The sequence below is a fragment of the Deltaproteobacteria bacterium genome (genome assembly GCA_003696105.1).
Lineage (GTDB): Bacteria > Myxococcota_A > Polyangia > Haliangiales > J016 > J016.
Genome location: RFGE01000289.1, coordinates 1 through 23,066, shown reverse-complemented (window position 1 = coordinate 23,066; position 23,066 = coordinate 1). Strand labels below are relative to the sequence as shown.

Sequence of the window (23,066 nt, the reverse complement as noted above, 5' to 3'; positions counted from 1 at the left end):
TCATCCCGCGATCACGTCCAGCGCGATCGGCTCGACCCGGACGCCGCGCTCGCGAAAGAACGCGATCGCGGCGTCGATGCGGTCGGGGTCACCGGACAGCTCGAGCCCGATGATGCCGATCTCGTCGGTCACCGATGCCGTGCGCACGTTGAACTCGACGCGCAACTCGTCGTACATGCGGCACACCAACGGCTCGCGTACCAGGTGGGCCGGATACGTGAGGTAGACGCGCTTGGTGATCGCCACGGCCCGTCAGCGGCCGCCCGCGATCGCCGGGACGATCGAGATCTCGTCGCCGTCCGACACGGGCGTGTCGAGGTTCTGGAGGAACCGGATGTCCTCGTCGTTGGCGAAGATGTTGACGAACCGGCGCACGTTGCCGTCGTCGTCGCAGATGCGCGCCTTGATGCCCGGGTAGCTCGTCTCGAGAGCGGCGATCACCTCGCCTATGTTCGAGCCGGCGACCTGCACCTTGTCGGCACCGCCGGTGAGCTTGCGAAGCGGGGTAGGGATGCGTACGGTCGGCATGGCTATCGCTCCTTGGTGATTGCGTCGAACTCCGCGAGGGACGGCGCGATGACTGGCGGTTTCGGGAGGGTCTCGACCAGAGGGTCCATCGTCTTGAGGCCCTGCCCGGTGATGCACACGAGGACCGATTCGTCGCGGCCGATTCGGCCCTCGTCGATGAGCTGTCGGGTCGCCGCGAGCGTCACGCCGCCCGCGGTCTCGGTGAAGATTCCCTCGGTCTCGGCCAACAGCCGGATCGCGGCGAGGATCTGGTCGTCAGTTGGCGCGGCGGCCCACCCGCCGGTGGCGCGAATCGTCTGGACGGCGTAGTAGCCGTCGGCCGGGTTTCCAATCGCCAGCGACCGGGCGATCGTGGCGGGCTGCTTGACCGGCTTGATCAGATCGCGGCCGGCGTGGACGGCCTCGACGATCGGTGCGCACCCCGCCGCCTGGGCGCCGTGGATGCGGGTGTGCACGTCCTCGTCGAGCAGGCCGACTCGGCGCATCTCGGTCCAGGCCTTGCGAATCTTGGTGATGAGCGATCCGCCGGCCATCGGCGATACGACGTGGTCCGGCGTGCGCCAGCCGAGCTGTTCGGCCGCCTCGAACGCGAGGGTCTTGGAGCCTTCGGCGTAAAACGGCCGCAGGTTGATGTTGGCGAACCCGAACGGATAGCGGTCGCCGATCTCCGCGCACAGCCGGTTGACCTCGTCGTAGGTTCCGCGAATTCCGACGACCGTGGCGCCGTACACCAGGGTGCCCAGGACCTTGTGCGGCTCGAGGTCGTGCGGCACGAACACGTACGCGGGAACGCCGGCCGCGGCGGCGGCGGCCGCGACGGCGTTGGCGAGATTCCCGGTCGACGCGCAGGCGAACCGTTCGAAGCCGAAGTCGAGCGCCTTGGCGATCGCGATGGCGACGACGCGGTCCTTGAACGACAGGGTCGGAAAGCAGACGGCGTCGTTTTTGATCCACAGCTCGCGCACGCCCAGGTGCTCGGCGAGCCGGCGCGCGCGCACCAGCGGTGTGAAGCCGACCGGCGGCGCGCGGTCTGGCACGTCGCAGGGCAGCAACTCGGCGTAGCGCCACATCGTCGGCGGCCGCGCGGCGATCGCGTCGCGCGAGATCGCCGCGGCGATCGCGTCGTAGTCGTAGTCGACCTCGAGCGGGCCGAAGCACAGCTCGCACACGTGAACCGGGCGCGGGTCGTACGGCGCGCCGCACTCGCGGCATTTCAGTCCTCGGATCAGCGCAGTCGTCATGGAGCCTCCGGCGCGGCCGAACGGCCGGCGGGTGTGCAGGCGGGGCAGCCGGGCCGCCTGCGGAACGACACGCGGCGTGCGCGCGCGCCGCGGGACAGGTCGTCGAACACGAGTAGGCTGCCCGCATCGGAGCGATCGCCGGCGGCCAGCGCCAGGGCGGTGCGCGCGCACGCCCCCGCGACGACGGCGACCGCCGCGCCGAGCACGCCGGCGTCGGCGCAACTGTCGGCGTCGGCGTCCGGCGGGGGCGCTTCGAACACGCAGCGGTAGCACCCGGACTCGGGCGGCGCGGCTGCGAGCACCTGGCCGGTGTAGCGCAGCACGCCGCCGATCGCGAACGGCAGGCCGGCCGCCGCACACGCGTCGTTGACCGCGAACTTGGTGGCGAAGTTGTCGGATCCGTCGACCACCACGTCGGCGCGGGCGAGCAGCTCGGCCGCCGTGCTGGCGTCGAATCGGGCTCGGACCGGGCGTACCCGGCCGGCCGCGACGCCGCGCCGCGCGAGTTCGCGGGCCAGGGCGTCGACCTTGGGCGCGCCGACGTCGGCGGTCGCGAACTGGATCTGGCGCTGCAGGTTCGACAGGTCGACGACGTCGTCGTCGACGATCGTCAGGGTGCAGTCGCCGGCAGCAGCGAGGGCGTAGGCGATCGGTCCGCCGAGACCGCCGGCCCCGATGAGGACGAAGTGGGTCATCGAAAGAAGTCGTTGAGCGAGAAGTAGCGTTCGCCGGTGTCGCACAGGACCGTGACGACGACGTCCTCGGGGCCGAACGCGCGGGCGACGTCGCGGGCGACGTGGACGTTCGCACCGGACGAGATGCCGACGAGCAGGCCCTCTTCGCGCGCGAGCCGGCGCGCCATGTCGTAGGCGTCGCGATCGGTGACGGTGCGCACCTCGTGCATCACGGACCGGTCGAGTACGGCCGGGACGAACCCGGCGCCGATGCCCTGGATCTTGTGCGGTCCGGGCCGGCCGCCGGACAGCACCGCGCTGCGCGCGGGCTCGACGCCGACGACGCGGCACGCCGGCCGCACCTCGCGCAACACCGATCCGACGCCGGTGATCGTGCCGCCCGTGCCGATCCCGGCCACGAAGGCCGCGATGCGCCGGTCGCCGAGCTGGTCGAGGATCTCGCGGGCGGTGGTGCGGCGGTGCACCTCCGGGTTCGCGGGATTGGCGAACTGGTCCGGCATGAACGCGTCGGGATCCCGCTCGCAGATCGCGCGCGCCCTGGCGACCGCGCCCTCCATCACGCGGTGCTCCGGAGTGAGGACGATCTCCGCGCCGTAGGACTGGAGCAGTTGGCGGCGCTCGAGCGACATGTCCTCCGGCATCGTGAGCACCAGCCGGTATCCCTTGGCCGCGCAGACCAGCGCGAGGCCGATGCCGGTGTTGCCGCTGGTCGGCTCCACCACGGTGGACCGCCCCGGTGCGATGCGTCCTTCGCGCTCGGCCGCCTCGATCATGGCGAGCGCGATGCGATCCTTGACCGAGCCGCCGGGGTTGTACTGCTCGCACTTGGCCCAGATCTGCGCGTGTGCGGGCTCCGAGATGCGGCGCAGGCGGACGACCGGCGTGCGCCCGACCAGGTCGAGCAGTCCTTGCGCGGTGTGGCGGTCGGCGACCATGGCCGGGATCAGATGAAGTACATCGGCTGCTCGCTGCCGGCGCGCGACAGGCCCAACGCCTCGCCGCGCTTGACCAGGTCGGCGATCGTCACGCCGTCGAACCACGCGATGACGTGGTCGGCGAGGTCCTTCCACACCTGCGCGGTGACGGGGTGGGAGGCCCGCGCGGCGTCGTCCGGGTCGCGTTCGATCACGAACATTTCCTCGATCGGTCCCTGCAGGGCGCGCACGACGTCTCCGAGGGTGATCTCGGCCGGGTCGCGCTTGAGGGTGTAGCCGCCGCGCGGCCCCCGCTTGGAGTCGACGAGGCCCGCGCGCCGCAGATCCTGAAAGATCTGCTCGAGGTAGCGCAGCGGAATGCGTTCCCGGCGGGCGATGTCCTTGGCCTGGGCGGCGCCCGCATTGCGCGCCCCGTGATGGTGAAATGCGATGTCGAAGATCGCGCGGACGCCGTAGCGGGTCTTGGTCGAGAGGCGCATCGGTTTTCCTATCGGGAAATGAGAAAATCCTAATGCCGCAAATTGGGACGCGTGTCAACCGAAACCTGTGGGCGGGACCCGAGCGTGGCCCGGAACGGCGGTCGCTGGGCCGAGGCGATCAGGCGGGGCGCCGGCAGACCTTGCAGCGCCCGTCGGGGCCGATCAGGCCGATGCACAGGTCGTCCGGGCACAGCTCGCGTTCGTCGAAGTCGCCGGCGTCGTCGGAGCCCGCGGCCACCGCGCCGTCGGAGCGCGCCGCGGCCGGGCCGACCGCCGCGTGGCGCCGCGAGGCCACCGCGCCGCACGCCTTGCAGCGGCCGTCCGCGCCGACCAGGCCGATGCACAGGTCATCGGGGCACAGCTCGCGTTCGTCGCCGGCCAATGCGTCGTGGTCCCCGTCCGTCTCCGGGGTCAGACCGAGGACGCGGGGGTCGGACACCGCGGACCGGCCGACGCGGCCGCATTCGCGGCAGCGGCCGTCCGGCCCGATGACGCCGATGCACAGGTCGTCGGGGCACAGCTCGCGCGCGACCAGATCGAAGTCGGCGGACATCAGTCGGCGTGGACGAGCAGCTCGTACAGCTCGCCGGCCGGGTAGAAGCTCGTGCGCACCTCCCCGAACACCACCTCGGCCCCCGGCGCGATCGGCGCCTCGCGGCGCGGTTCGAGCCGTACCCCGTCGATGCGCGTGCCGTTCTTCGAGCCGGCGTCGCATACGACCCAGCCCGCGTCGCGCCGCTTGAAGTAGGCGTGGAACCTCGACACGGTGACGTCGTTGAGCACGACATCGTTGTTGCCGGTGCGCCCGACGGTGATCATGTCGGAAAAGGGCGCGCCGGGTTTCTTCTCGAGCGGGAACACGGCGAGGCGAGGGCGGCCGGCGGGTCGGGCCGGGGGAAGTTGTATGGCGGACGCGATCAAGGTCGCCTCGGCTTCGTCGGGGACGTCGCCGCCGAGCGGCCCGCCGTCGCGCACGAGCGCCGCCGGGGCCGCCTGCCGGAGAAACGCATCGCGTCCTTCGCGCGCGAGTTCGAAGTAGCGCATACCCTGGTCCACGACCGCGTTGTACCGCCTCGCGGCCGGCGTGCCAACGGCGGGATCGCGGTTTGGCCGGCCGCGTGAACTACGGTGCGGGGGACGCGACGTCACCCTCGAGCCGGTTGATGCACTCGCCCATTTTCGTGAGCGCCGCGACGATGCGCCGCTTCGCGTCATCGGGCGGTTCGGCGGCATCGCGCAGCAGGTCCATCAACCGCTGCTGCACGGCCTCGGCGCACTGCACGTCGCGGCACGCGCACGCCTCGTCGGCGAACGCGGCGACCCGGCGCTCGATGTCGTCGCGGCAGCCACCGGCGAATCCGAGCGCGAGCGCGCACGCCCAAATTCCGCGCCGCGCGCCGGCCCTCACCGGCCGCCCCCGCGCTGGGCGATGCAGTCGGCCGCGCGCGCCATCGCCTTGGTAATGCGCGCGACGTCCGCCTTGTCGGGCGCCTCGACCGACGCGAGGAGTTGTTCCATCTCGCGGCGGACATCGGCCGCGCACGCCGCGTCCGGGCAGGCGCAGGCGCGCTCGGCCAGCGCCTCCACCCGGTCCGGCAGCTTCGCGCCGCAGCCGAGGCCGGCCGCCACCGCTGCCGCTGCGGCCACCGCCGCCAGGCGCGCTCGGCGCCGGGGCCGGCGTGGTGAGGCGGAGCGCGCGGCAGCGGACGTCATGCGGTCGTGGTGATACGCGATTTCGTCGCGGTCGTAAAGCGGCTTCGTTGACGCGGGCATCCGCCGCGGGGTATGCGAAGGCCATGTACGAAACCTCGGACATCCGGAAGGGCCTGAAGGTCCTGATGGACGGCCAGCCCTACACGGTCGTCGAGTTTCAGTTCGTCAAGCCCGGCAAGGGCAGCGCGTTTACGCGGACGAAGTTCAAGAATCTGCTCACCGGGGCAGTGATCGAGAAGAACATCCGCTCGGGTGAGAAGCTCGAGCCCGCGAACGTCGAAGAAAAGACGATGCAGTACCTGTATGCCGACGGGGACGACTTCGTCTTCATGGACACCCAGACGTACGAACAGGTGACCGTATCGGGCGACGTCGTCGGCGAGGACGCCGATCTACTGCTCGACAACGCCGAGTGCACCGTGTTGTTCTTCAACGAGCGCGCGGTCGGCGTCACGTTGCCGACGTTCATCGTCGTCAAGATCGTCGAGTCCGAACCGGCGGTGAAGGGGGATACGGCGACGAACGTGACCAAGCCCGCCAAGATCGAAACCGGCGCGACCGTCCAGGTGCCGCTGTTCATCAACGAGGGCGACACGATCAAGGTCGACACGCGTACGCGCCAGTACGTCGAGCGGGTCAAGGTCTAGCGCGTGCGCGAGCGCGAGCGACTCGGGCCGGCGCGCATCGCGGCGCTCGAGACGCGGGCGCGCGTGTTGCGCGCGATTCGCGCGTTTTTCGACGAGCGCGACTTCCTCGAGGTGGAGACGCCGCTCCTCGTGCCGTCGCCCGGCCTCGAGGTGCACTTGCGCGCGGTGCCGGCCGGCGCGGGGTGGTTGATCACGTCGCCGGAGTACCAGATGAAGCGGTTGCTCGCGGCGGGGTTCGAGCGGATCTACACGGTGTGCAAGTGCTTTCGCGCCGACGAGCGCGGGCCGCACCACAGCGTGGAGTTCACGATGCTCGAGTGGTATCGGGCTGGCGGCGACCTCGCCGACATTCGCGCGGATCTCGAGGATCTCGTCGCCGCCTGCGCCGACGCGGTCGGCAGCGCCTGCGATGTGTCGCGGCCGTGGCAGCGGATGACCGTCGCCGACGCGATGCGCCGATGGGCAGGGGTCGATGTGCGCGGCGACGAGTCGGCCGAGGAGCTGCGCCGCGCCGTCGTGGCAGCCGGGGTCGACGTGGGCACCGCCACCGCCTGGGACGACGTATTCTTCTGCGCGTTTGTCGACCGGGTCGACCCGGCGCTGGCGCGCCACCGCCGGCCGGTCGTGCTCGAGGACTGGCCGGCGCCGCTGGCGGCGCTGGCTCGCCGGAAGCCGGGGGCGCCGCACGTGGCGGAGCGATTCGAGGCGTACCTCGGCGGGCTCGAACTGGCCAACGCGTTCGGCGAACTGGTCGATCCCGTCGAGCAACGCGCGCGGTTCGAGGCGGACCTGGCCGCGCGGCGCGCGCGCGGCCTGCCGGAGTACCCGATCGACGAAAAACTGCTGGCCGCGCTGGCGGACGTGCCGCCCAGCGCGGGCATCGCGCTCGGCGTGGACCGCCTCGTGATGGCGCTCGTCGGCGCCGGCGACATCCGCGAGGTCGTCGCGTTCTCCGCGGACGAGTTGTAGGCGCCGGCGCCGCGGCTACGGTCGCGGCGGCCGGCGAGCCGCTCGCCCGCGCGGCGCGGCCCGGCTCGGTCGACGCGCACCCTGGCCCGCGCCGGGCGATCCCGCGGCCAACTGGTCCCGCAGGAACCGCCCGGTGTGAGAGCCGGGAGCGCGGGCGACCTGCTCGGGAGTGCCGGTGGCGACGATCTCGCCCCCGCGGTCGCCGCCTTCCGGTCCCAGATCGATGATCCAGTCCGCCGTCTTGATCACGTCGAGGTTGTGCTCGATCACGACGACCGTGTTGCCCGCGTCGACCAGGCGTCCCAGCACTTCGAGCAGCTTGCGCACGTCCTCGAAGTGCAGGCCGGTGGTCGGCTCGTCGAGGAAATACAGGGTGCGGCCGGTGCTCCGCTTGGCCAGCTCGCGCGACAGCTTGATGCGCTGCGCCTCGCCGCCCGACAGGGTGGTCGCGGGCTGGCCGAGCGCGATGTAGCCGAGCCCGACGTCGACCAACGTCTGCAGAATCTTCGCGAGCTGGCGGTGGTTTGCGAACAGCTCGAGCGCTTCGTCCACCGGCGTGTCCAAAATGTCGGCGATCGTCTTGCCCTTGTACTCCACGCGCAAGGTGGCGTCGTTGTACCGCTTGCCGCGGCAGACCTCGCAGGTGACGTAGACGTTGGGCAGAAAGTGCATCTCGACCTCGCGCACGCCCGCGCCCTCGCATGCTTCGCAGCGGCCACCGCCCTGTTGCGCGGTCACGTTGAACGAGAACCGCCCGGGTTTGTAGCCGAACGCGCGCGCCTGCGGCGTCTGCGCGTACAGCGCGCGGATCAGGTCGAAACACTTCGTATAGGTCGCGGGATTGGACCGCGGCGTGCGGCCGATCGGCTTCTGGTCGATGACGATGACCTTGTCGATCTGATCGAGGCCCGACAGCGACCGGTACGGGCCGACGCGTTCACTGCTGCCGTGCAGCTTGCGGCGCAGCGCCGGATAGAGCGTGCCGTTCATCAGCGACGACTTGCCGGCGCCGGACACGCCCGTTACGGCCACCAGTACGCCGAGCGGTACGCGCGCGGTGACGTCCTTGAGGTTGTGTTCGCGCGCGCCGGCGAGTTCGATCCAACCGCGCGGTTCGCGGCGCCGCGCCGGCACCGGAATCGTCCGGCGGCCGGCGAGATAGTTGCCGGTGAGACTGTCCCGCGTGCGCTTGACCTGCGCCGGGGACCCCTGCGCGACGACGCGACCTCCGTGCCGGCCCGCGCCAGGCCCGAAGTCGATCACGTGATCCGACGCCTCGATCGTGGCCTGGTCGTGTTCGACCACCAGCACGGTGTTGCCCAGATCGCGCAGGCGCCGGAGCGTGGCGATCAGGCGCTCGTTGTCGCGCTGGTGCAGACCGATCGACGGCTCGTCGAGAACGTACAGCACGCCCGACAACTCCGACCCGAGTTGAGACGCGAGCCGAATGCGCTGCGCCTCGCCGCCCGACAGGGTCGCCGCGTTCCGATCGAGCGTGAGGTAGTCGAGGCCGACGTCGAGCAAGAACGACAGGCGCGCGCGGATCTCCTTGACGACTTCGGCCGCGATCGTCTTCTTCGCGCCGGTGAGGCGAAGGCCGGCGATGTGCGCGGTGGCGTCGGCGACGGTCATCGCCGTGACCTCCGGCAACGTGACGCCGGCGAGCACGACGGCGCGCGACTCGGGCCGCAGCCGCGTGCCCTCGCAGCTCGCGCACGGTTGCGCCCGCAAGAAGGCGTCGTAGTAGCGGCGCATGCGCTCCGACCGCGTCTCGCGGTGGCGGCGCTCCAGTTGTGGGATCAACCCTTCCCACCGCATGGCCCACTGGCCGCCGCCGTTCTTGCTGTCCCACTTGACGGTGACCCGCTGGCCGTCCGTTCCGTACAACAGGATGCGGCGCTGGCGGTCCGTGAGGCGACGCCACGGCCGGTCGAGCGGGATCTTGAACTTGGCGGACAGCGCGCGCAGGATGTTGGCGGTCCACCCGCTGTCGCGCAGCGCCCCGTCGCCCCATGCGGCCACGGCACCCTCGGCGATCGAGCGATCTGGATCCGGTACGAGGAGGTCGGGATCGACCGCCATGCGCGTGCCGAGACCATTGCAGTCGACGCACATGCCGAGCGGCGAGTTGAACGAAAACGACTGGGGCGACAGCTCCGGGAAGCCGATGCCGCAGGTCGGGCAGGCGCGGTCGCGCGAGTAGGCGCGCGGTCGCGCTTCGCCCTCGACCAGCACGAGCAGTTTGCCGCCGCCCTCGCGCACCGCCGTCTCGACCGAGTCGGTGAGGCGGCCCGGGTCGTCCGGATCGATCGCGAGGCGGTCGACCACGATTTCGATGGAGTGCTTCTTTTGTTTCTCGAGCGCCTGAACCTCCTCGAGCCGGACGACCATGCCGTCGATGCGCGCCCGTACGAACCCGGCGCGGCGCGCGTCGTCGAGCACGTCGCGGAACTCGCCTTTGCGGTTTTCGACCTTCGGTGCGAGCACCGTGATGCGCGCCCGCGGCGGCAGCTCCAGCAGCTCGCGGACGATCTCGGCGGCCGACCGGGCCGACACGGGGCCGCCGCACCGGTGGCACCGTTGCTCGCCTGCGCGCGCGTACAGCACGCGCAGGTAGTCGTAGATTTCGGTGACGGTGCCGACGGTCGACCGCGGATTGCTCGACGCGGTTTTCTGTTGGATCGCGATGGTCGGCGACAGCCCGCGGATGTGCTCGTACTTCGGCTTGTCCATCTGGCCGAGGAACTGCCGCGCGTACGACGACAGCGACTCGACGTAGCGCCGCTGGCCCTCGGCGTACAGCGTGTCGAACGCCAGCGACGACTTGCCCGACCCGGACACGCCGGTGACGACCACGAGCTTGCGCTTCGGGATCGCGAGGTGGTCGACGCGCAGGTTGTGCTCCCGGGCGCCGCGAACGACGATCGCGTCGGGCTCTCGGGAAGGCGTACGGCGTCGCGGCGCAGGCATGGCCGATGCACACTACGGAACACGTGTTCAGCCGTCAAGCCCGGCGTCGCTGCGCGCCGCGGCGAAGCGCCGGGAGACCTCAAGCGGCCGGCCGACCGGTCGATGTGGCGGGCAGGGGCCGCTCGGGGCCGGGAGACGACGATGGACGAAGACCGAACGCCGCGAAGGAAGGCGGCCGCCGCGCGCCGGCTGGCGGCGCTCGCGGCCGCGCTGGCCGCGGCCTGCGCGGCCGACGGCGGGGCCGCGGGGGACGGCGCGGGCGGTCGCGGGCCCGATGCGGGGCGCGGTCGCGGCGGCGACGCGGCGGCCGCCGACGGCGCGGCCGGGGATGCGCGCCCGGCGGCTGCCGATGCGTCGGGCGGCGGCCCGTCATCCGACGCCGGCGCGGCGTGCGCGGAGTTCGCGTTCTCGGTGCCGCCGATGGACCTCGCCGCGATCGCGACGATCATTCCGATCGGTTCCCTGGGCAACTACAAGGGCGGGGTTCCGATTCCCAAGACGTACCAGACGCTCGCGGATCGATCGGTCGCCGCCGAGGTCCGCGCGCCCGCCGACCTCACGCTGTTTCGCTTGTTTCACCACCGGAATCCCGACGGCTCCTACGACGCCGGCTTGCTGCTGGCCGCCTGCGGGGCGGACATCGACGCGCCGGTCGTGGTCGAGCTTTCCCACGTGACCGCGTACGCACCGCGGGTGGCGGCTCTGTTGGCCGACGCGAGCTGCGACGAGCAGCCCGACGGCGCGATGGACTGCGACTGGCAGGGGGACGTGCCGGTGGCCGCCGGCGAGCCGCTCGGCGCCGCGGGCGGCCCGACGGCGACGAGCGCCAACGCGCTCGACTTCGGAGTGACCGACCGCCGCGCGCCGCCCGCCGACCTGATCGGTTCGCCGGAGTTCTGGAAAGGCCTCGAGTACGCCCGGTGCCCATACGACTACTTCGGCGACGAGGCGCTGCGGGCCGGGTACGACGAACTGCTCGCACGCGGCGGCGCGCGCGAGCCGCGCTGCGGCACGCTCGAACTCGGCGTGGTCGGCGCGCTGCAGGGGCCGTGGTTCAGCGCCGAGGTCGGCGTCGACGCCGCGCGCATCAACCAGACGCCGGTCGTCGGCTTCTACCCGGCGGTGGAGAATGCGTCGCGCGAGGCGATCAACGCGTTCTTCGGGTGGGACGCGTCGCTGCTCGCTTACTACGAGGCGGAACACGGGGGCCGGCGCAACCGCGCGGCTGCCGAGGTCGTGCCGGGGCCGGATCTGTACTGCTACGACGACCTGAAGGCGCACCCGCTCACGGACGATCCGCTGCCGGGGCACGCGCTCGTGCGCGTGGACTCTGCCGGCCAGATGTGGTTCGAGTACGTCCCCGACGGGCCGTGCCCGGCGAACCTGGACGCGGCGTCCCTGTCGCCCGCGGCCGCGGCGTTCGTGCGGTAGTCGGCGCGGGTCGGGCGCGGTCGCCGGAGTCGCACCACGTGCGCGCGGCGCGGCCGCCGAAAAGCGGAGCGCGAGGCCGCCGAAGCGGCCCCGCACTCCGGGAGGGGGGACGAAGGGCGAGACGCCGCGGGATCAGAGGACGCCGTTGCAGGAACTCGGCAGGTCGTCGGCGCTGCAGCTCATCGAGTCGATGTCGTCGATGCAGTCGTCGATGTCGTCGTTCGTGCCGGACGGTCGCGCCGAGCAGGCGGTCTGCGAGCAGATGTAGTCGACGATCTCGTTCGTGCATGCTCTGCGGTCGCTCGCGGACAGCTCGCCGCACTCCACGGCGCGGTTGCACAGCGCGCCGCCCATCGCCTCGGCGGCCTCGCGAATGCTGTCGTATCGGTGGCTGTCGCCGCCGCCGCAGCCGGCGATGGGGGCGAGACAGCCGAGGAGAAGGCAGAACAGGAAGGTACGCATCGTGAGTCTCCTTGTGGTTCGGATGGCGGCGCGTGGCGGCGCCGCCGGGTGCACGACCGGTATCGGGGGTTGCGCGCGCCGGTTGCGCACAAAGTGCATCGCGGGGGCGGAAACCCGCCGTGGTGCGCGGCCGCGCCGGTCCCCGGGCGGTCGCGCGCGGCGATGCCGCCGTCCGGCGCCGTGTCAGCCGGCGCCGGACGCGGGTGGGGCAGGTGAGGCTCGAACTCACACGCTCAAAGAGCCCGGGATTTTAAGTCCCGTGTGTCTACCGGTTCCACCACTGCCCCGCGAACGCCGGCGGTCGCCGCTACCGCGTCAGCCGATCGAGCCGGATATACGTCGAGAACACGTCTCCCGCCAACCCCCGGGCGTAGTGGCCGCGCCGCACGCGCAGCCACGTGTTCAGCACGCGGCCGTCGCGATCGCGGCGGTCGCGCGGCCGCGCGACGTGGACGTAGCCGCGCCGGACCACGCCCATCCCGAGGTAAATGAACTCGACCGTCCCGTCGGCGCGCGACGCCGTCACGACGCCCACGAGGGCGGCCGGACCGGCGCCTTGCAACCCGTCGAACACGACCAGATCGCCGAGCGCGACCGGCCCGCGGCGAAACAGCGCGCCGCGCGCGCGCGCGGCGGCGACCAGGGCCGGGCCGTCCGCTGCTGCGGCCACCTCCGGCGCGAGGCGCAGTCCGAGCCGTTCGAGCGCGGCGACCGCGAACCGAGCGGGGTCGCCGCCGGCGCGAGTGCCGACCAGCGCGTACAGGGCTGCGCGAGCCGGCGATACCGGCCCGGTCGGTGCGCGCGGCGCCCGCCGGCGGCGCGTCTCCGGCGCGAGCGGCACCGGCGGGGTGATCGCCCGGCTGGTCGCGAACTCGGCGCGCTGCGGGCGCGGGGCCACCGGTGCGGCCGCCACGCCGTCGACCAGCGGCGCGCGAAAGCGGTAGGGCACGGGCCGCCGCGCGCAGCCGCTCACCGCGGCTGCCACGCCGAGGAAAACCGCCGCGCGCACCATCACCCGCCAGCGTACGAGCGATCGCGCGGCGAGCCAAAAAAACGGCGGCGCCGCCCAGGTCAGATGGTCTTGGCCAGGACCTTGTCGCGCAACTGGTCCTTGTAGCGGCGCAGGCGGTCGGCGAGCGCGCGGTCCGGCTCGGCGCCGCCGAATGCGAGGATCTGTGCCGCGAGCAGGCCGGCGTTGTAGGCGGCCCCGATGGCGACGGTGGCGACCGGTACGCCGTTGGGCATCTGGACGATCGACAGCAGCGAGTCCATCCCGTTGAGGTGGCCGATCGGCACGGGCACGCCGATGACCGGCAACGGCGTGTGCGCGGCGACCATGCCGGGCAGGTGTGCGGCGCCGCCGGCGCCGGCGATGATGACCGCGATGCCTCGCTCGGGCGCGCGTGCCGCGAACGCGGCCATCTCGTTGGGCGTGCGGTGCGCGGACACGATGGACATCTCGTACGGCACCTCGAGTTCGTCGAGCGCATCGGCGGCTCGCTTCATCACCGGCAGGTCGGAGTCCGACCCCATGATGATCGCCACGCGCGGAGTGTCGGTTTGCGTCGTCGTCATGTTCCTTGCCTTTCGAAGGACAGCCCCGCCCAGAAGCGGCGCTCGTAGTCGCGCAGCGCGTCCCGCATGCGCTCGATGGCACCGGCTATCGCGGCGCGGCCGGTGAGGTGGCCCATCTTGCGGCCGGCCGACACGGTGCGCTTGTCGTACCAGTAAAGCAGCGTGCCCGCCGGCGGCGGCTCGCTGGGAGCGGGGCACGGATGGGCGCCGCGCAGCGAAAACGGGCCGAGCAGATTGCGCATGACGAACGGGTCGCGAACGGCCGGCGCCGACAGCGGCCGGCCGGTGACGGCCTGCACGTGGAGGTCGAACTGGCTGGGCTCGTCGCCGAACAACGTGTAGTGGCCCGTGTTGTGCACCCGCGGCGCCATCTCGTTGGCGAGCAATGCGCCGTCGCGGTCGATGAACCACTCCACGGCGAAGGTGCCGCAGTAGTCGAGGTCGGTCGCGAGCGCGGCCATGTGGCCGGCGACATCCCGCTCGATGTCGGCCGCGACGCCGAACGCCGTGGCCGGGCCGAACACCTCGCGGCACACGCCGTGGTCCTGGCGGCTCACGACGAGCGGAAAGAACACCTGCCGGCCATCGTGCGCGCGCGTCGACACCATCGCGACCTCGGCGGCAAAGTCGACGCGGCGCTCGGCGTAGATCGTCGCGCCGGCCGCCTCGCCCGCGCGACAAAACTCGGCGATCGCGTCGCGCTCGGCGGCGCCCGGCCGGCCGACGACCCGGTTGCCGCGCCCGTCGTAACCGAATCGCGACCACTTGAGCACGAAGCCGCCGGGGAATCGGCCGGCGGCCCGCCGCAGATCGTCGTCGAGCGACGCCACCCGCACCAAGGTGTACTCCGCGGTCGGGATGCCGAGGCGCGAGAACACTCGCTTTTGCTCGAGCTTGTCCTGCGCGAGGGCAATGGCCGGCCGGGATGGGTGCAGATGCACCGATGGGTGGCGCGCGACGACCGCACCGAGCCGATCCAGGTCGAGAAACTCGTTTTCGACGGTCAGCACGTCGCACCGCGCGGCCAGCGCCTCCAGCGCAGCGGGCTCGTCGAGTGCGCCGAGGACCAAGTCCACGCCGGGGATGGCGGCGGGCGCGTCGGCCGCCTCTGCGAGCACCGCCACGCGCAGGCCGTGTCGCATGGCGGACTCGGCGAGCATGCGCGCGAGCTGTCCGCCGCCGAGGATGCCGAGGCGCGGCCCGACCGCGGTCACGGCGCGCCTCCTTCGGAGGGGGCAGCCGTGGCGGCGGCGGCGCGCTCCAGCCGGTCGCGGACCGCATCCCACGCCGGGTCGCCGGGCGGCCGCTCGACGACGATGGCGACGCAGCCCGCCGCCTCCGCGTCGCGCAGGCGCGCGTACAGGACGCGCGCGTAGGCGGCCGGCTCGGGCGGCAAGCTCCACCAGCGGCAGCCCGGGACGGGGGCGGCGGTGTCGCGCCGCGCCAGCACGGCGATCGGCTGCCCCGACGGCGACAGCGCGGCGGCGGTGCGGTCGACGGCCGCCGCGTCCACCAGGTGCAGCGGCACGGCGGGCGCGTAGTGGGCCGGCAGGCGGCCTGGCGCGCGCGGCGCGTCGCGGCCGGCGGCCTCCACCGGCTCGCCGACCACCTCGGCCACTTCGTTCGCACCGATCGCGCCGGGGCGCAGGATTCGCGGTCGTGCGCCCGTGAGGTCGACGATGGTCGACTCGATGCCGACCGCGCACGGCCCGCCGTCGACGACGCAGTCGACGGCGGGGCCGAACTCGGCCAGGACGTGCTCGGCCGTCGTCGGGCTCACCCGGCCGAACCGGTTGGCCGACGGAGCGGCGACTCCGGTGCCGGCGGCGGCGACCAGCGCGAGGGCGACGGGGTGGCCCGGCACGCGCACGCCGATGGTGTCCTGGCCGCCGGTGACCGCGGCGGGCACGCCGGGGGCCTTGCGCAGGATCAGCGTGAGCGGTCCGGGCCAGAACCGCGCGGCGAGCGCCCGCGCGGCGGCCGGCACGTCCTGCGCCCAGCGTCCCAGCCAGCTGGCGTCGGCCAGATGGACGATGAGCGGGTGGTCGGCCGGCCGGCCCTTGGCCGCGAACACGCGCGCGACCGCGTCCGGGTCGTCGGCGCGCGCGCCGAGCCCGTAGACGGTCTCGGTGGGGAAGGCCACGAGGCCACCGCGCCGCAGCACGGCGCCGGCGGCGTCGATGTCGCGCGCCGAGGCGCCGACGAGGCCGATCTGCAGCGGTGCCCGGGTCACGGGGCGGCCATCATGCAACAAGACCGGGGGCGTGCAAACCCGGGAGCCGGCGCGCGACGGCCCGGCGCGCCGCCGGCGGCCGTCGCCGCCGCGCGCCCGTCCGGTCGCATTTCGGCCGGCAGTCGAGTACCGTCGCGACCCACGCCCGCCCGATGGACCGCACCAAGCTATCCGACCGGCTCGGCCACCTGCTGGCGCCGTGGCGCCTGGAGACGATCACGAGCGGCATCGACGTCCAGTCGCTGTGGCGGTGGGCCAAGCTGTCGCTGATCGTGGGGGCGTTCGCCGGGCTGGCCGCGGCGGGCGCCTTCTACGTGCTCGAGTGGGCCGAGGCGGCCGTGCTGTACCGCCTCGTCGGCCTGCGCAATCCGCCGTACGGGGCCGGCGAGCACCTGTTTTCCCACGAGTCGGCGGGCCCGGTGGTGTGGTGGCTGGTGCTGCTGGTGCCGGCCGCCGGCGGGCTGTGCGCCGGGCTGCTGTCGTGGCGGTTCGCGCCGGAGGCGCGCGGTCACGGCACGGACGCGATGATCGAGGCGTTTCACTTCAAGCGCGGGCGCATCCGCGCGCGCGTGCCGTTCGTCAAGCTGCTCGCGTCGCTGTTCACGCTCGGCACCGGCGGGTCGGGCGGCCGCGAGGGGCCGATGGCGCAGATGGGCGCCGGGTTCGGCTCGTACCTGAGCGACCTGCTCGGCCTCGGCGTGCGCGAGCGGCGCCTGCTGCTGCTCGCGGGCGCCGCGGGCGGCATCTCGGCGCTGTTTCGGGCGCCGCTGGGCGCCGCGCTGTGGGCGCTCGAGGTGCTGTACCGCGACGACTTCGAGTCGGACGGGATGTTTCCGTGCCTGATCTCGTCGGTGACGGCCTACTCGGTGTTCACGTCGATCTTCGGTCAGGGCTCGCTGTTCGCCGCGCCGGTCACGTACGAGTTCCGGCCGGAGCAGCTGGTGTTCTACGCCGCGCTCGGGCTGGCGTGCGCGCCGCTGGGCGTGCTGTGGATCAAACTATTTTACGGCACGGAGCGGCGCGTGTTCGACCGCCTGCCGGTGCCGCCGTGGCTCAAGCCGGCGCTCGGCGGTCTGGCCGTCGGCGCGCTCGCGCTCGCGCTGCCGTGGGTGTTCGGCGGCGGCTACGGGTGGATGCAGGATGCGCTGCGCACGATCGACGACCCGCTGCGCCAGCTGCCGGTCGGCTACGCCGGCTTCGGTCTGCTGCTCGGGCTCGCGGTCGCCAAGATGCTCGCGACCGCGCTCACCATCAGCTCGGGCGGGTCGGGCGGCGTGTTCGCGCCGTCGCTGTTCGTCGGCGGGTTCGCGGGCGGCGCGTTCGGGCTGCTGTTTCACGAGTGGGCGCCGGGCATCGTCGACCAGCCCGGCGCGTTCGTGCTCGTCGGCATGGGCGCCGTGTACGCCGGCGTGTCGCGCGCGCCGATCGCGACGATCATCCTCGTGTCGGAGCTGTTCGGCTCCTACGACCTGCTCGTGCCGCTGATGTTCGCGGAGATGATCACCGTCCTGCTGTTGCGGCGGGTCACGCTGTACGAACAGCAGGTCGTCAACCGGCTCGAATCCCCCGCGCACGTCGCGGATTTCACGGTCGACGTGCTCGCCGATCTGCGCGTCGACGGCCACTACACCAAGGGGCGCGCGACCGAGACGATCCCGGCGAGCATGGACCTGCGCACGTTTCTCGACCGGTGCGCGCACAGCCCCGATTCGTTCTTCGTGGTGCGCGGGCCTGACGGCCGACTCGCCGGCGTGGCGTCCCTCGGCGCCGTGCGCGCGGTGGTGGCGGATCAGGACGTGCTGGACGTGTTCGTGGTGGGCGACGCGATGACGCCGCTGGTGTCGGTCGCGCCGGGGGACAACCTGCGCACGGCGCTCGACCGATTCGTCCAGACCGGCTACGACCGCCTGCCGGTGATCGATCCGGACCGGCCGGACGAGGTGCTCGGCGTGTTGTCGCTACACCAAGTGTACTCGGCGTACCACGCGGAGCTGCTGCGCCGCCGACTGGCGGACGAACGCGAGCCGGGGCGGCCGGCGACGGCCGCGTGACGGCGGCCAGCGCGGGCCGGTTCAGCGCAGCGAGAAGTCGCCGTCGAGCGTGGCGGGCGGCGATCGCGTGATGGCGAACACGGTCGCGCCGGTGGCGGCGGCCACCGTCGTCCCGGCGACCGCCCACACCCACCACTTGCGGTACCAGGGCGTCGGCGGCGTGTAGCCGAGCGGGATCTCGCGCGGCCGATCGCGGCCGGCCCACACCAACACTTCGTTGCCGCGGGCGTCGAGCGCCGTCGCGTACACCTCGAGAGTCGCGGGTCGGTCGCCGCCGGCCGGCGGCAGGATGACGCGCCGGTACCGGCCGGGCGACTCGAGCGGGACGTCGACGACGCGGAAGCCGCCGGTGCCGCGCTCGCGCACGTACAACTCGGCGCGCGCGAGCGACCCGGCGGGATCGGCGACGACCTCCACGTCGATCGGGACCGGCCGGGCGACGTCGAGTTGGCGGGGCCACTGGACGTCGATCGCCGGCGCTTCGCCCGCGGTGCGCCGCGCGCGCTCGAACAGGAACGTGACGCGCGGAGACAACGTGTAGCTCAGCAGGTGGCCCGGATCGAGGCGCAACAGCGTCGCGAACGCGGCGAGCGCGTCGTCGTCGCGTTCCAGATATGCGTACGCGATTCCAAGTTGTTCGTACAACCGGACGTGATCGGCGTAGGCCAACGGCCCGCCGTCGCGGGCCGCCTCGAGCTCCGCGAGCGCGGCGTCGACCTGGAAGTCGGCCAGCAGCGCGGCGCCGCGCGCGATGCGGTCCGCGGCGTCGCCGCGCGGCGCGCAGCGGCGGCCGTCGAAGTAGGTGCCGGCGTCGCACGGCGGCCGCAGGGCGGCCGCGGGCAGCGTCGGCGTGGCGCGGCGCGCACATCCGCCGGAACCGGCGGCCAGCGCGACGGCGACGGCGGCAACCGCGGTGCGGGGGCTCACGGCGCGCCTCCCGGCGCGATCACCACCTCGTCGGCCGACGCGATCCACAGGTCGTCGATGCCGTCGCCGGTCGCGTCGGCGACGAACAGGCGCGGGCCGGGCAACTGGGCCTCGCGCGACACGCCGGACAGGTGCGGGCCGCCGGCGCCGAGGGTGACGCCGAGGGTGATCTGGCTGCGGAACGCGGTCTCGTCGTCGTCGGTGCGGCCGAATTCGAGGATCGCGGCGACGTCGAGCACGCCGTCGCCGTCGAAGTCGCCGCCGGCCGGCGTCACCGGCACGGTGATCGCGTCGTCCGCGCCGATCTTTTGCAAGTCGAGGCCCGCGGCGCCGGACGCGACCAGCTCGTAGCGGGCGATCGCGAAGCCGTCGATGTCTACCTCGACGCCGAGCAGCGGCGCCGCGCGGCCGGGCAACGCGCGCGAGAACCCGACTGCCTGGCCGAACACCGGCCACACCGTCTGGCGACGGCCGTTGAGGTCGGCGACCACGACCGGCGGCCCGCTGTCGACCGCGTACAGCGCGACGCGACGCAGTGCGCCCGTGGTGGCGGTGGCGCAGCCGGTGCCGAGCAGCGCCTGGGCGCCGTCGGGCGGCGTCGCGAACACGCTCGCCGCGATCGCGCGCTCCGCGGTGAGCGCAACCCACTGGTCGCCGGCGTGGGCGAGCACCACGTCCGGGTCGCCGCCGAGGTCGCACGCGCCCACGGAACGGATCTCGGTCGCGGTGAGTCCCGAGGTCGGCAGCGGGGTGGCCGACAGCGAGCCGTCGGGGCGGATTTCGATCCAGCGGTCTGCGACGATCGTGAACACTTCGTCGCGCTCCGCGCCGCGGGCGAGGCCGAGCGCCAGCAGGCCCGGCACCGGCGGCGACTCGGCGGTGCGGAACGCATCGCCGTCGCGGTAGGCGAAGAACACGGCGCGGCCGCTACCGCCGCCCGACGGCTCGCCGAATACGGCGAATCCCGGCTCGCCTGCCGGTCCGATGCGGCCGACGACGTAGCGCACGGCGTTGCGCGGCAGGGCGGGCACGCCGACGGGGACCGGGACGGACAGGGTCTCCGGCTCGCGGAATCCGACGATCGGTTCCGGCGGTGCCGCCATCCACCGCGACGCCGCGACCACGGCCGCCGGCCCGGGCGCGGCCGGTACGTCGACGGTGAGCTCGGCGCGCCCCTGCGCGTCGGTGACCGCGTCGCCCGGCTCGCCCTCACCGCCCGGGCCGTACACGCGCCACACGACCGGCGCGCCGGCCAGCGGATGCCCGGCGAGGTCGGTGACCGTCGCGCGCAGCGTCGACGGAAGCGGATCGCCGAGCGCCACCGACGGCGGCGACAGCAACGTGACCGGCTCGGGTACGAGGTCGACCGACACGTCCTCATCGACCGTACCGAGCGACGCGCAGGCCGCCAACACGGGATCGTCCTGGCGGTCGAGCCCGCGCGCGACGAACAGCTTGTCGCCCTCGCGCGGCACCTCGATCGGCACCCGATCGGCGGAGGTGAGCACGACCTGCTGGACGCGGCCGAGCGCGACCGTGTCGGGCGGCACGCTCTGAAACGCGACCGCGTCGCAGTCGAACGGTTCGGCGGGGGGCGGCACGATCACGTCGAGCGTGACCGCCGCGAGGGCGCCGCGCAGGTCGTCCGGAAGTTGCATGGACACGTGGACCACCGGATCGTTACACGCGGCGAGCGAGAAACTCGCGAGCGCGGCGGCACGGCGCCAGGCGCGGGTCGTCACCGCAACCATCGTAGCATCCGCGCCGCGGCGCGCGCGTGTCACAGCGCACGCGTTGTTGCTATCCTGCGGCGGGGACGCATGTCGGTCGACCGCAAGACGCTGATGCAGACCGGGCTCGCGATGCGCGCGACGCGCGAGCGCACCGCGCCGCGATCGTGGGTCGTGCAGGTCGTCGGCGCGGCCGAGCCGGTTCAGGCATCGCTCGGCGCGCGTCCGATCGTCGTCGGCGCCGGGCGCGACTGCGACCTGATCCTCGACGACCCGCAGGTGTCCCGACGCCACGCGGAGCTGCGGGCGACGCCGGAAGGCGTGTTCGTGCGCGACCTCGGGTCGACCAACGGCACGTTCTGGCAGGGATCGCGCGTCACCGAGGCGGTGATTCCAGTCGGCGCGACGGTGACGTTCGGCGCGACTGCCGTGCGAATCGTGCCGGCCGAGGTGCCGTCGGTGCCGCCGAGTCCGCGCCGGCGATTCGGCGGGCTCGTCGGCCGCAGCCTCGCGATGCGGGAGCTGTTCGCCGTGCTCGAACTCGCCGCGCCGACCGACGCGACCGTGCTCATCGAGGGCGAATCCGGCACCGGCAAGGAGCTGGCGGCGCGCGCGATTCACGACCACTCGCCGCGCGCGCACGTGCCGCTGGTGGTCGTCGACTGCAGCGCTGTCACCGACACGCTGCTCGACTCGCACCTGTTCGGTCACGTGCGCGGCGCGTTCACCGGCGCCGTGGCCGATCGCAAGGGGGCGTTCGTCGAGGCGTCGGGCGGCACCCTGTTTCTGGACGAACTCGGCGAGCTGTCGCTGCCGTCGCAGGCCAAGCTGCTGCGCGCGCTCGAGGACCAGACCGTCCAGCCGGTTGGCAGCGATCGTCGCATCGCGGTGGACACGCGCGTGGTCGCGGCCACCAACCGAGATCTGGCGCGCATGGTGGAGGAGGGAACGTTCCGGTTCGACCTGTTTTACCGGCTCGCCGTCGTCCACGCGCGCATCCCGGCGCTGCGCGAGCGGCCGGAGGACATTCCCGAGCTGGTCGCGCACTTCTACGAGGGGCGCGGCGTCGATCCGGGGCCGATCGACGGCCCGAACCTCGACAAGCTGCAGCGCTATGCGTGGCCGGGCAACGTGCGCGAGCTGCGCAACGTGCTCGAGCGGGCGTGGGCGCTGTCGGGGCCGCGCGGCGCCGCGTTTCGCGATCTGCGGCTGTTTCTCGGCACCGCGGATGCGGCCCCGCCGGCCGAATTCATCGACACCAGCCTGCCGTTCAAGGACGCAAAGGAGCGCTGGGTCGACGGGTTCGAGCGCCGCTACCTCGCGGCGGTGTACGCGCAGTACGACCGCAACATCACGCGGGCCGCCGAGCACGCCGGGATCAACCGCCGCCATTTCCGCGAACTGTTGCGCAAGCACGGGATCTACGAGGGGCCGTGACGACCACGCCGCTGCCGATCGTCGGGCGCCGCCTCGGCGGCTACGAGGTGCTGTACGCGCTCAAGACCGGCGGCATGGGCGAGGTCGTGCTGGCGCGCAAGGTCGGCGCCGGCGGGTTCGAGAAGCTGGTCGCGATCAAGACGGTGCGCACCGAGTATCGCCAGCGCGACGAGGTGCGCCGCATGTTCTTCGACGAGGCGCGCCTGGTCGCGCGCCTGCAGCACCCGGCGATCGCGCAGGTGCTCGACTTCGGCGACGACGGCGGCGAGCTGTACCTCGTCATGGAATACGTCCAGGGGGTGCGGTTCGGGTGGTTGCGCGACCATCGACCGCCGCCGGCGATCGCCGCGCGCGCCGTGGCCGAGGCGCTGCGCGGGCTGCACGCGGCCCACGAGCTGACGGATCTGGCCGGCAACCCGCTCGAGGTCGTCCACCGCGACATCACGCCCGAGAACCTGATGCTGAGCTTCGACGGCCAGGTCAAGGTGCTCGACTTCGGCATCGCGCTGGCGCGCGGCCGCCAGGCGCCCGTGACCGAGTTCGGCACGATCAAGGGCAAACCGCCGTACCTGTCGCCGGAGCAGGTCAAGTGCGAACCGCTCGACCGGCGCACGGACATCTTCTCGGCGGCGATCGTGCTGTACGAGCTGCTCACGGGCGAGCCGCTGTTCGTCGCCGACTCCGTCTACGCGGTCGCTCGGATGATCGAGCACCGCGACGTGCCGCCGCCGTCGGCGATCGCCGGGCCGCTGCCGGACGGGCTCGACGAGGCGGTGCTGCAAGGGCTCGCGAAACGGCGCGAGGAGCGGTTTCAGACGGCCGAGGCGTTCGCGCGCGCGCTCGACGCGGTGGCGGATCGGGCCGGCGGCGAGTCGCTGGTGGAGTATTCGCGCCGCGAGCTGGCGGCCGAGCGCGAGCGCCACCGGGCGTGGCTGCGCGGCGTGCTCGCCGCGGTGGATTCGGGGCTGGCCGAAGCGGCGCGTCGCGGGCGGGCCAGCGGCGTGATGACCGTGCCCGGGGAGGGCGCGGCCGAAGTCCTTGAG

Annotated in this window: 24 protein-coding genes and 1 tRNA gene; 6 read left to right on the top strand and 19 right to left on the bottom strand. The window is 72.9% G+C overall.

Annotation, left to right across the window (positions count from 1 at the left end):
- The 10 genes from D6689_18315 to D6689_18270 all read right to left on the bottom strand — a co-directional run bounded on the left by D6689_18315 (position 1) and on the right by D6689_18270 (position 5,651).
- Complete coding sequence (locus tag D6689_18315; protein RMH38881.1) at positions 1-246, bottom strand: FeS-binding protein; 246 nt, start codon at positions 244-246, stop codon at positions 1-3.
- 6 nt (positions 247-252) lie between these two features.
- Positions 253-528 (bottom strand): MoaD/ThiS family protein, encoded by a 276-nt coding sequence (locus tag D6689_18310; protein ID RMH38880.1) that lies wholly within the window; start codon positions 526-528, stop codon positions 253-255.
- A gap of 2 nt (positions 529-530) precedes the next feature.
- Entirely contained in the window at positions 531-1,769 is a 1,239-nt protein-coding gene (locus tag D6689_18305; protein ID RMH38879.1) for a threonine synthase, read from the bottom strand.
- The gene (locus D6689_18300) at positions 1,766-2,464 is read right to left on the bottom strand and encodes a HesA/MoeB/ThiF family protein (GenBank protein RMH38878.1); all 699 of its coding nucleotides are present in this window, start codon (positions 2,462-2,464) and stop codon (positions 1,766-1,768) included. Before D6689_18300 ends, D6689_18305 begins: the two co-directional genes overlap by 4 nt.
- Positions 2,461-3,399, bottom strand: coding sequence for a cysteine synthase A (gene cysK, locus D6689_18295; GenBank protein RMH38877.1), 939 nt, complete (start codon positions 3,397-3,399; stop codon positions 2,461-2,463). Before cysK ends, D6689_18300 begins: the two co-directional genes overlap by 4 nt.
- 8 nt (positions 3,400-3,407) lie before the next feature.
- Positions 3,408-3,878, bottom strand: coding sequence for an Rrf2 family transcriptional regulator (locus tag D6689_18290; protein RMH38876.1), 471 nt, complete (start codon positions 3,876-3,878; stop codon positions 3,408-3,410).
- Between the two features lie 118 nt (positions 3,879-3,996).
- Complete coding sequence (locus D6689_18285) at positions 3,997-4,431, bottom strand: hypothetical protein (protein ID RMH38875.1); 435 nt, start codon at positions 4,429-4,431, stop codon at positions 3,997-3,999.
- A complete protein-coding gene (locus D6689_18280) occupies positions 4,431-4,922 on the bottom strand; it encodes an FHA domain-containing protein (protein ID RMH38915.1) in 492 nt (163 codons plus the stop codon). Before D6689_18280 ends, D6689_18285 begins: the two co-directional genes overlap by 1 nt.
- A gap of 79 nt (positions 4,923-5,001) precedes the next feature.
- The gene (locus tag D6689_18275) at positions 5,002-5,286 is read right to left on the bottom strand and encodes a hypothetical protein (protein ID RMH38874.1); all 285 of its coding nucleotides are present in this window, start codon (positions 5,284-5,286) and stop codon (positions 5,002-5,004) included.
- Positions 5,283-5,651: a hypothetical protein gene (locus D6689_18270; GenBank protein RMH38873.1), complete on the bottom strand. Its 369-nt coding sequence runs from the start codon at positions 5,649-5,651 to the stop codon at positions 5,283-5,285. The genes D6689_18275 and D6689_18270 overlap by 4 nt, the downstream gene beginning before the upstream one ends.
- Positions 5,652-5,674: 23 nt before the next feature.
- Between D6689_18270 and efp the strand changes: the two genes are divergently transcribed.
- Positions 5,675-6,238, top strand: coding sequence for an elongation factor P (gene efp / locus D6689_18265; GenBank protein ID RMH38872.1), 564 nt, complete (start codon positions 5,675-5,677; stop codon positions 6,236-6,238).
- Positions 6,239-6,274: 36 nt separating this feature from the next.
- Positions 6,275-7,207, top strand: coding sequence for an EF-P lysine aminoacylase GenX (gene genX, locus D6689_18260; protein RMH38914.1), 933 nt, complete (start codon positions 6,275-6,277; stop codon positions 7,205-7,207).
- Between the two features lie 15 nt (positions 7,208-7,222).
- Here genX and uvrA read toward each other — a convergent pair whose 3' ends face one another.
- Complete coding sequence (gene uvrA / locus D6689_18255) at positions 7,223-10,177, bottom strand: excinuclease ABC subunit UvrA (protein ID RMH38871.1); 2,955 nt, start codon at positions 10,175-10,177, stop codon at positions 7,223-7,225.
- Between the two features lie 141 nt (positions 10,178-10,318).
- Here uvrA and D6689_18250 point away from each other — a divergent pair, with 141 nt between their 5' ends.
- The gene (locus D6689_18250; GenBank protein RMH38870.1) at positions 10,319-11,608 is read left to right on the top strand and encodes a hypothetical protein; all 1,290 of its coding nucleotides are present in this window, start codon (positions 10,319-10,321) and stop codon (positions 11,606-11,608) included.
- Positions 11,609-11,740: 132 nt separating this feature from the next.
- Here D6689_18250 and D6689_18245 read toward each other — a convergent pair whose 3' ends face one another.
- From D6689_18245 to D6689_18220, 6 genes are all read right to left on the bottom strand, one after another.
- Positions 11,741-12,070 carry a hypothetical protein gene (locus tag D6689_18245; GenBank protein ID RMH38869.1) on the bottom strand — a complete coding sequence of 110 codons (330 nt, stop codon included), beginning with the start codon at positions 12,068-12,070 and terminating at the stop codon, positions 11,741-11,743.
- Positions 12,071-12,271: 201 nt separating this feature from the next.
- Positions 12,272-12,357 (bottom strand) — tRNA-Leu (locus D6689_18240).
- A 20-nt stretch (positions 12,358-12,377) separates the two neighbouring features.
- A complete protein-coding gene (locus tag D6689_18235; protein RMH38868.1) occupies positions 12,378-13,082 on the bottom strand; it encodes a hypothetical protein in 705 nt (234 codons plus the stop codon).
- Between the two features lie 59 nt (positions 13,083-13,141).
- Positions 13,142-13,645 (bottom strand): 5-(carboxyamino)imidazole ribonucleotide mutase, encoded by a 504-nt coding sequence (gene purE, locus D6689_18230; GenBank protein RMH38867.1) that lies wholly within the window; start codon positions 13,643-13,645, stop codon positions 13,142-13,144.
- Positions 13,642-14,859 (bottom strand): ATP-grasp domain-containing protein, encoded by a 1,218-nt coding sequence (locus tag D6689_18225; GenBank protein ID RMH38866.1) that lies wholly within the window; start codon positions 14,857-14,859, stop codon positions 13,642-13,644. The genes purE and D6689_18225 overlap by 4 nt, the downstream gene beginning before the upstream one ends.
- Entirely contained in the window at positions 14,856-15,857 is a 1,002-nt protein-coding gene (locus D6689_18220) for a threonylcarbamoyl-AMP synthase (GenBank protein RMH38913.1), read from the bottom strand. Before D6689_18220 ends, D6689_18225 begins: the two co-directional genes overlap by 4 nt.
- Positions 15,858-16,030: 173 nt before the next feature.
- Between D6689_18220 and D6689_18215 the strand changes: the two genes are divergently transcribed.
- Complete coding sequence (locus D6689_18215; protein ID RMH38865.1) at positions 16,031-17,929, top strand: chloride channel protein; 1,899 nt, start codon at positions 16,031-16,033, stop codon at positions 17,927-17,929.
- A gap of 21 nt (positions 17,930-17,950) precedes the next feature.
- Here the strand turns inward: D6689_18215 and D6689_18210 are convergent, their stop codons facing one another.
- Together D6689_18210 and D6689_18205 are read right to left on the bottom strand one after the other, a co-directional pair.
- Positions 17,951-18,856, bottom strand: a complete 906-nt coding sequence (locus D6689_18210) for a hypothetical protein (protein RMH38864.1) — start codon at positions 18,854-18,856, stop codon at positions 17,951-17,953.
- Positions 18,853-20,598, bottom strand: a complete 1,746-nt coding sequence (locus D6689_18205) for a hypothetical protein (protein ID RMH38863.1) — start codon at positions 20,596-20,598, stop codon at positions 18,853-18,855. The genes D6689_18210 and D6689_18205 overlap by 4 nt, the downstream gene beginning before the upstream one ends.
- A gap of 120 nt (positions 20,599-20,718) precedes the next feature.
- Between D6689_18205 and D6689_18200 the strand changes: the two genes are divergently transcribed.
- Both D6689_18200 and D6689_18195 read left to right on the top strand, forming a co-directional pair.
- Entirely contained in the window at positions 20,719-22,023 is a 1,305-nt protein-coding gene (locus tag D6689_18200; GenBank protein ID RMH38912.1) for an FHA domain-containing protein, read from the top strand.
- On the top strand, positions 22,020-23,066 hold a 1,047-nt coding region (locus tag D6689_18195), incomplete at its 3' end, for a serine/threonine protein kinase (GenBank protein ID RMH38862.1). The genes D6689_18200 and D6689_18195, both read left to right, overlap by 4 nt.

What these genes read in the sequence shown, in the direction of transcription:
- D6689_18310 (RMH38880.1), bottom strand. Translation starts at nt 528, where the DNA reads ATGCCGACCGTACGCATCCCTACCCCGCTTCGCAAGCTCACCGGCGGT.
- D6689_18305 (RMH38879.1), bottom strand. Translation starts at nt 1,769, where the DNA reads ATGACGACTGCGCTGATCCGAGGACTGAAATGCCGCGAGTGCGGCGCG.
- D6689_18300 (RMH38878.1), bottom strand. Translation starts at nt 2,464, where the DNA reads ATGACCCACTTCGTCCTCATCGGGGCCGGCGGTCTCGGCGGACCGATC.
- cysK (RMH38877.1), bottom strand. Translation starts at nt 3,399, where the DNA reads ATGGTCGCCGACCGCCACACCGCGCAAGGACTGCTCGACCTGGTCGGG.
- D6689_18290 (RMH38876.1), bottom strand. Translation starts at nt 3,878, where the DNA reads ATGCGCCTCTCGACCAAGACCCGCTACGGCGTCCGCGCGATCTTCGAC.
- D6689_18285 (RMH38875.1), bottom strand. Translation starts at nt 4,431, where the DNA reads ATGTCCGCCGACTTCGATCTGGTCGCGCGCGAGCTGTGCCCCGACGAC.
- D6689_18280 (RMH38915.1), bottom strand. Translation starts at nt 4,922, where the DNA reads ATGCGCTACTTCGAACTCGCGCGCGAAGGACGCGATGCGTTTCTCCGG.
- D6689_18270 (RMH38873.1), bottom strand. Translation starts at nt 5,651, where the DNA reads ATGCCCGCGTCAACGAAGCCGCTTTACGACCGCGACGAAATCGCGTAT.
- efp (RMH38872.1), top strand. Translation starts at nt 5,675, where the DNA reads ATGTACGAAACCTCGGACATCCGGAAGGGCCTGAAGGTCCTGATGGAC.
- uvrA (RMH38871.1), bottom strand. Translation starts at nt 10,177, where the DNA reads ATGCCTGCGCCGCGACGCCGTACGCCTTCCCGAGAGCCCGACGCGATC.
- D6689_18250 (RMH38870.1), top strand. Translation starts at nt 10,319, where the DNA reads ATGGACGAAGACCGAACGCCGCGAAGGAAGGCGGCCGCCGCGCGCCGG.
- D6689_18245 (RMH38869.1), bottom strand. Translation starts at nt 12,070, where the DNA reads ATGCGTACCTTCCTGTTCTGCCTTCTCCTCGGCTGTCTCGCCCCCATC.
- D6689_18235 (RMH38868.1), bottom strand. Translation starts at nt 13,082, where the DNA reads ATGGTGCGCGCGGCGGTTTTCCTCGGCGTGGCAGCCGCGGTGAGCGGC.
- purE (RMH38867.1), bottom strand. Translation starts at nt 13,645, where the DNA reads ATGACGACGACGCAAACCGACACTCCGCGCGTGGCGATCATCATGGGG.
- D6689_18215 (RMH38865.1), top strand. Translation starts at nt 16,031, where the DNA reads ATGGACCGCACCAAGCTATCCGACCGGCTCGGCCACCTGCTGGCGCCG.
- D6689_18200 (RMH38912.1), top strand. Translation starts at nt 20,719, where the DNA reads ATGCGCGCGACGCGCGAGCGCACCGCGCCGCGATCGTGGGTCGTGCAG.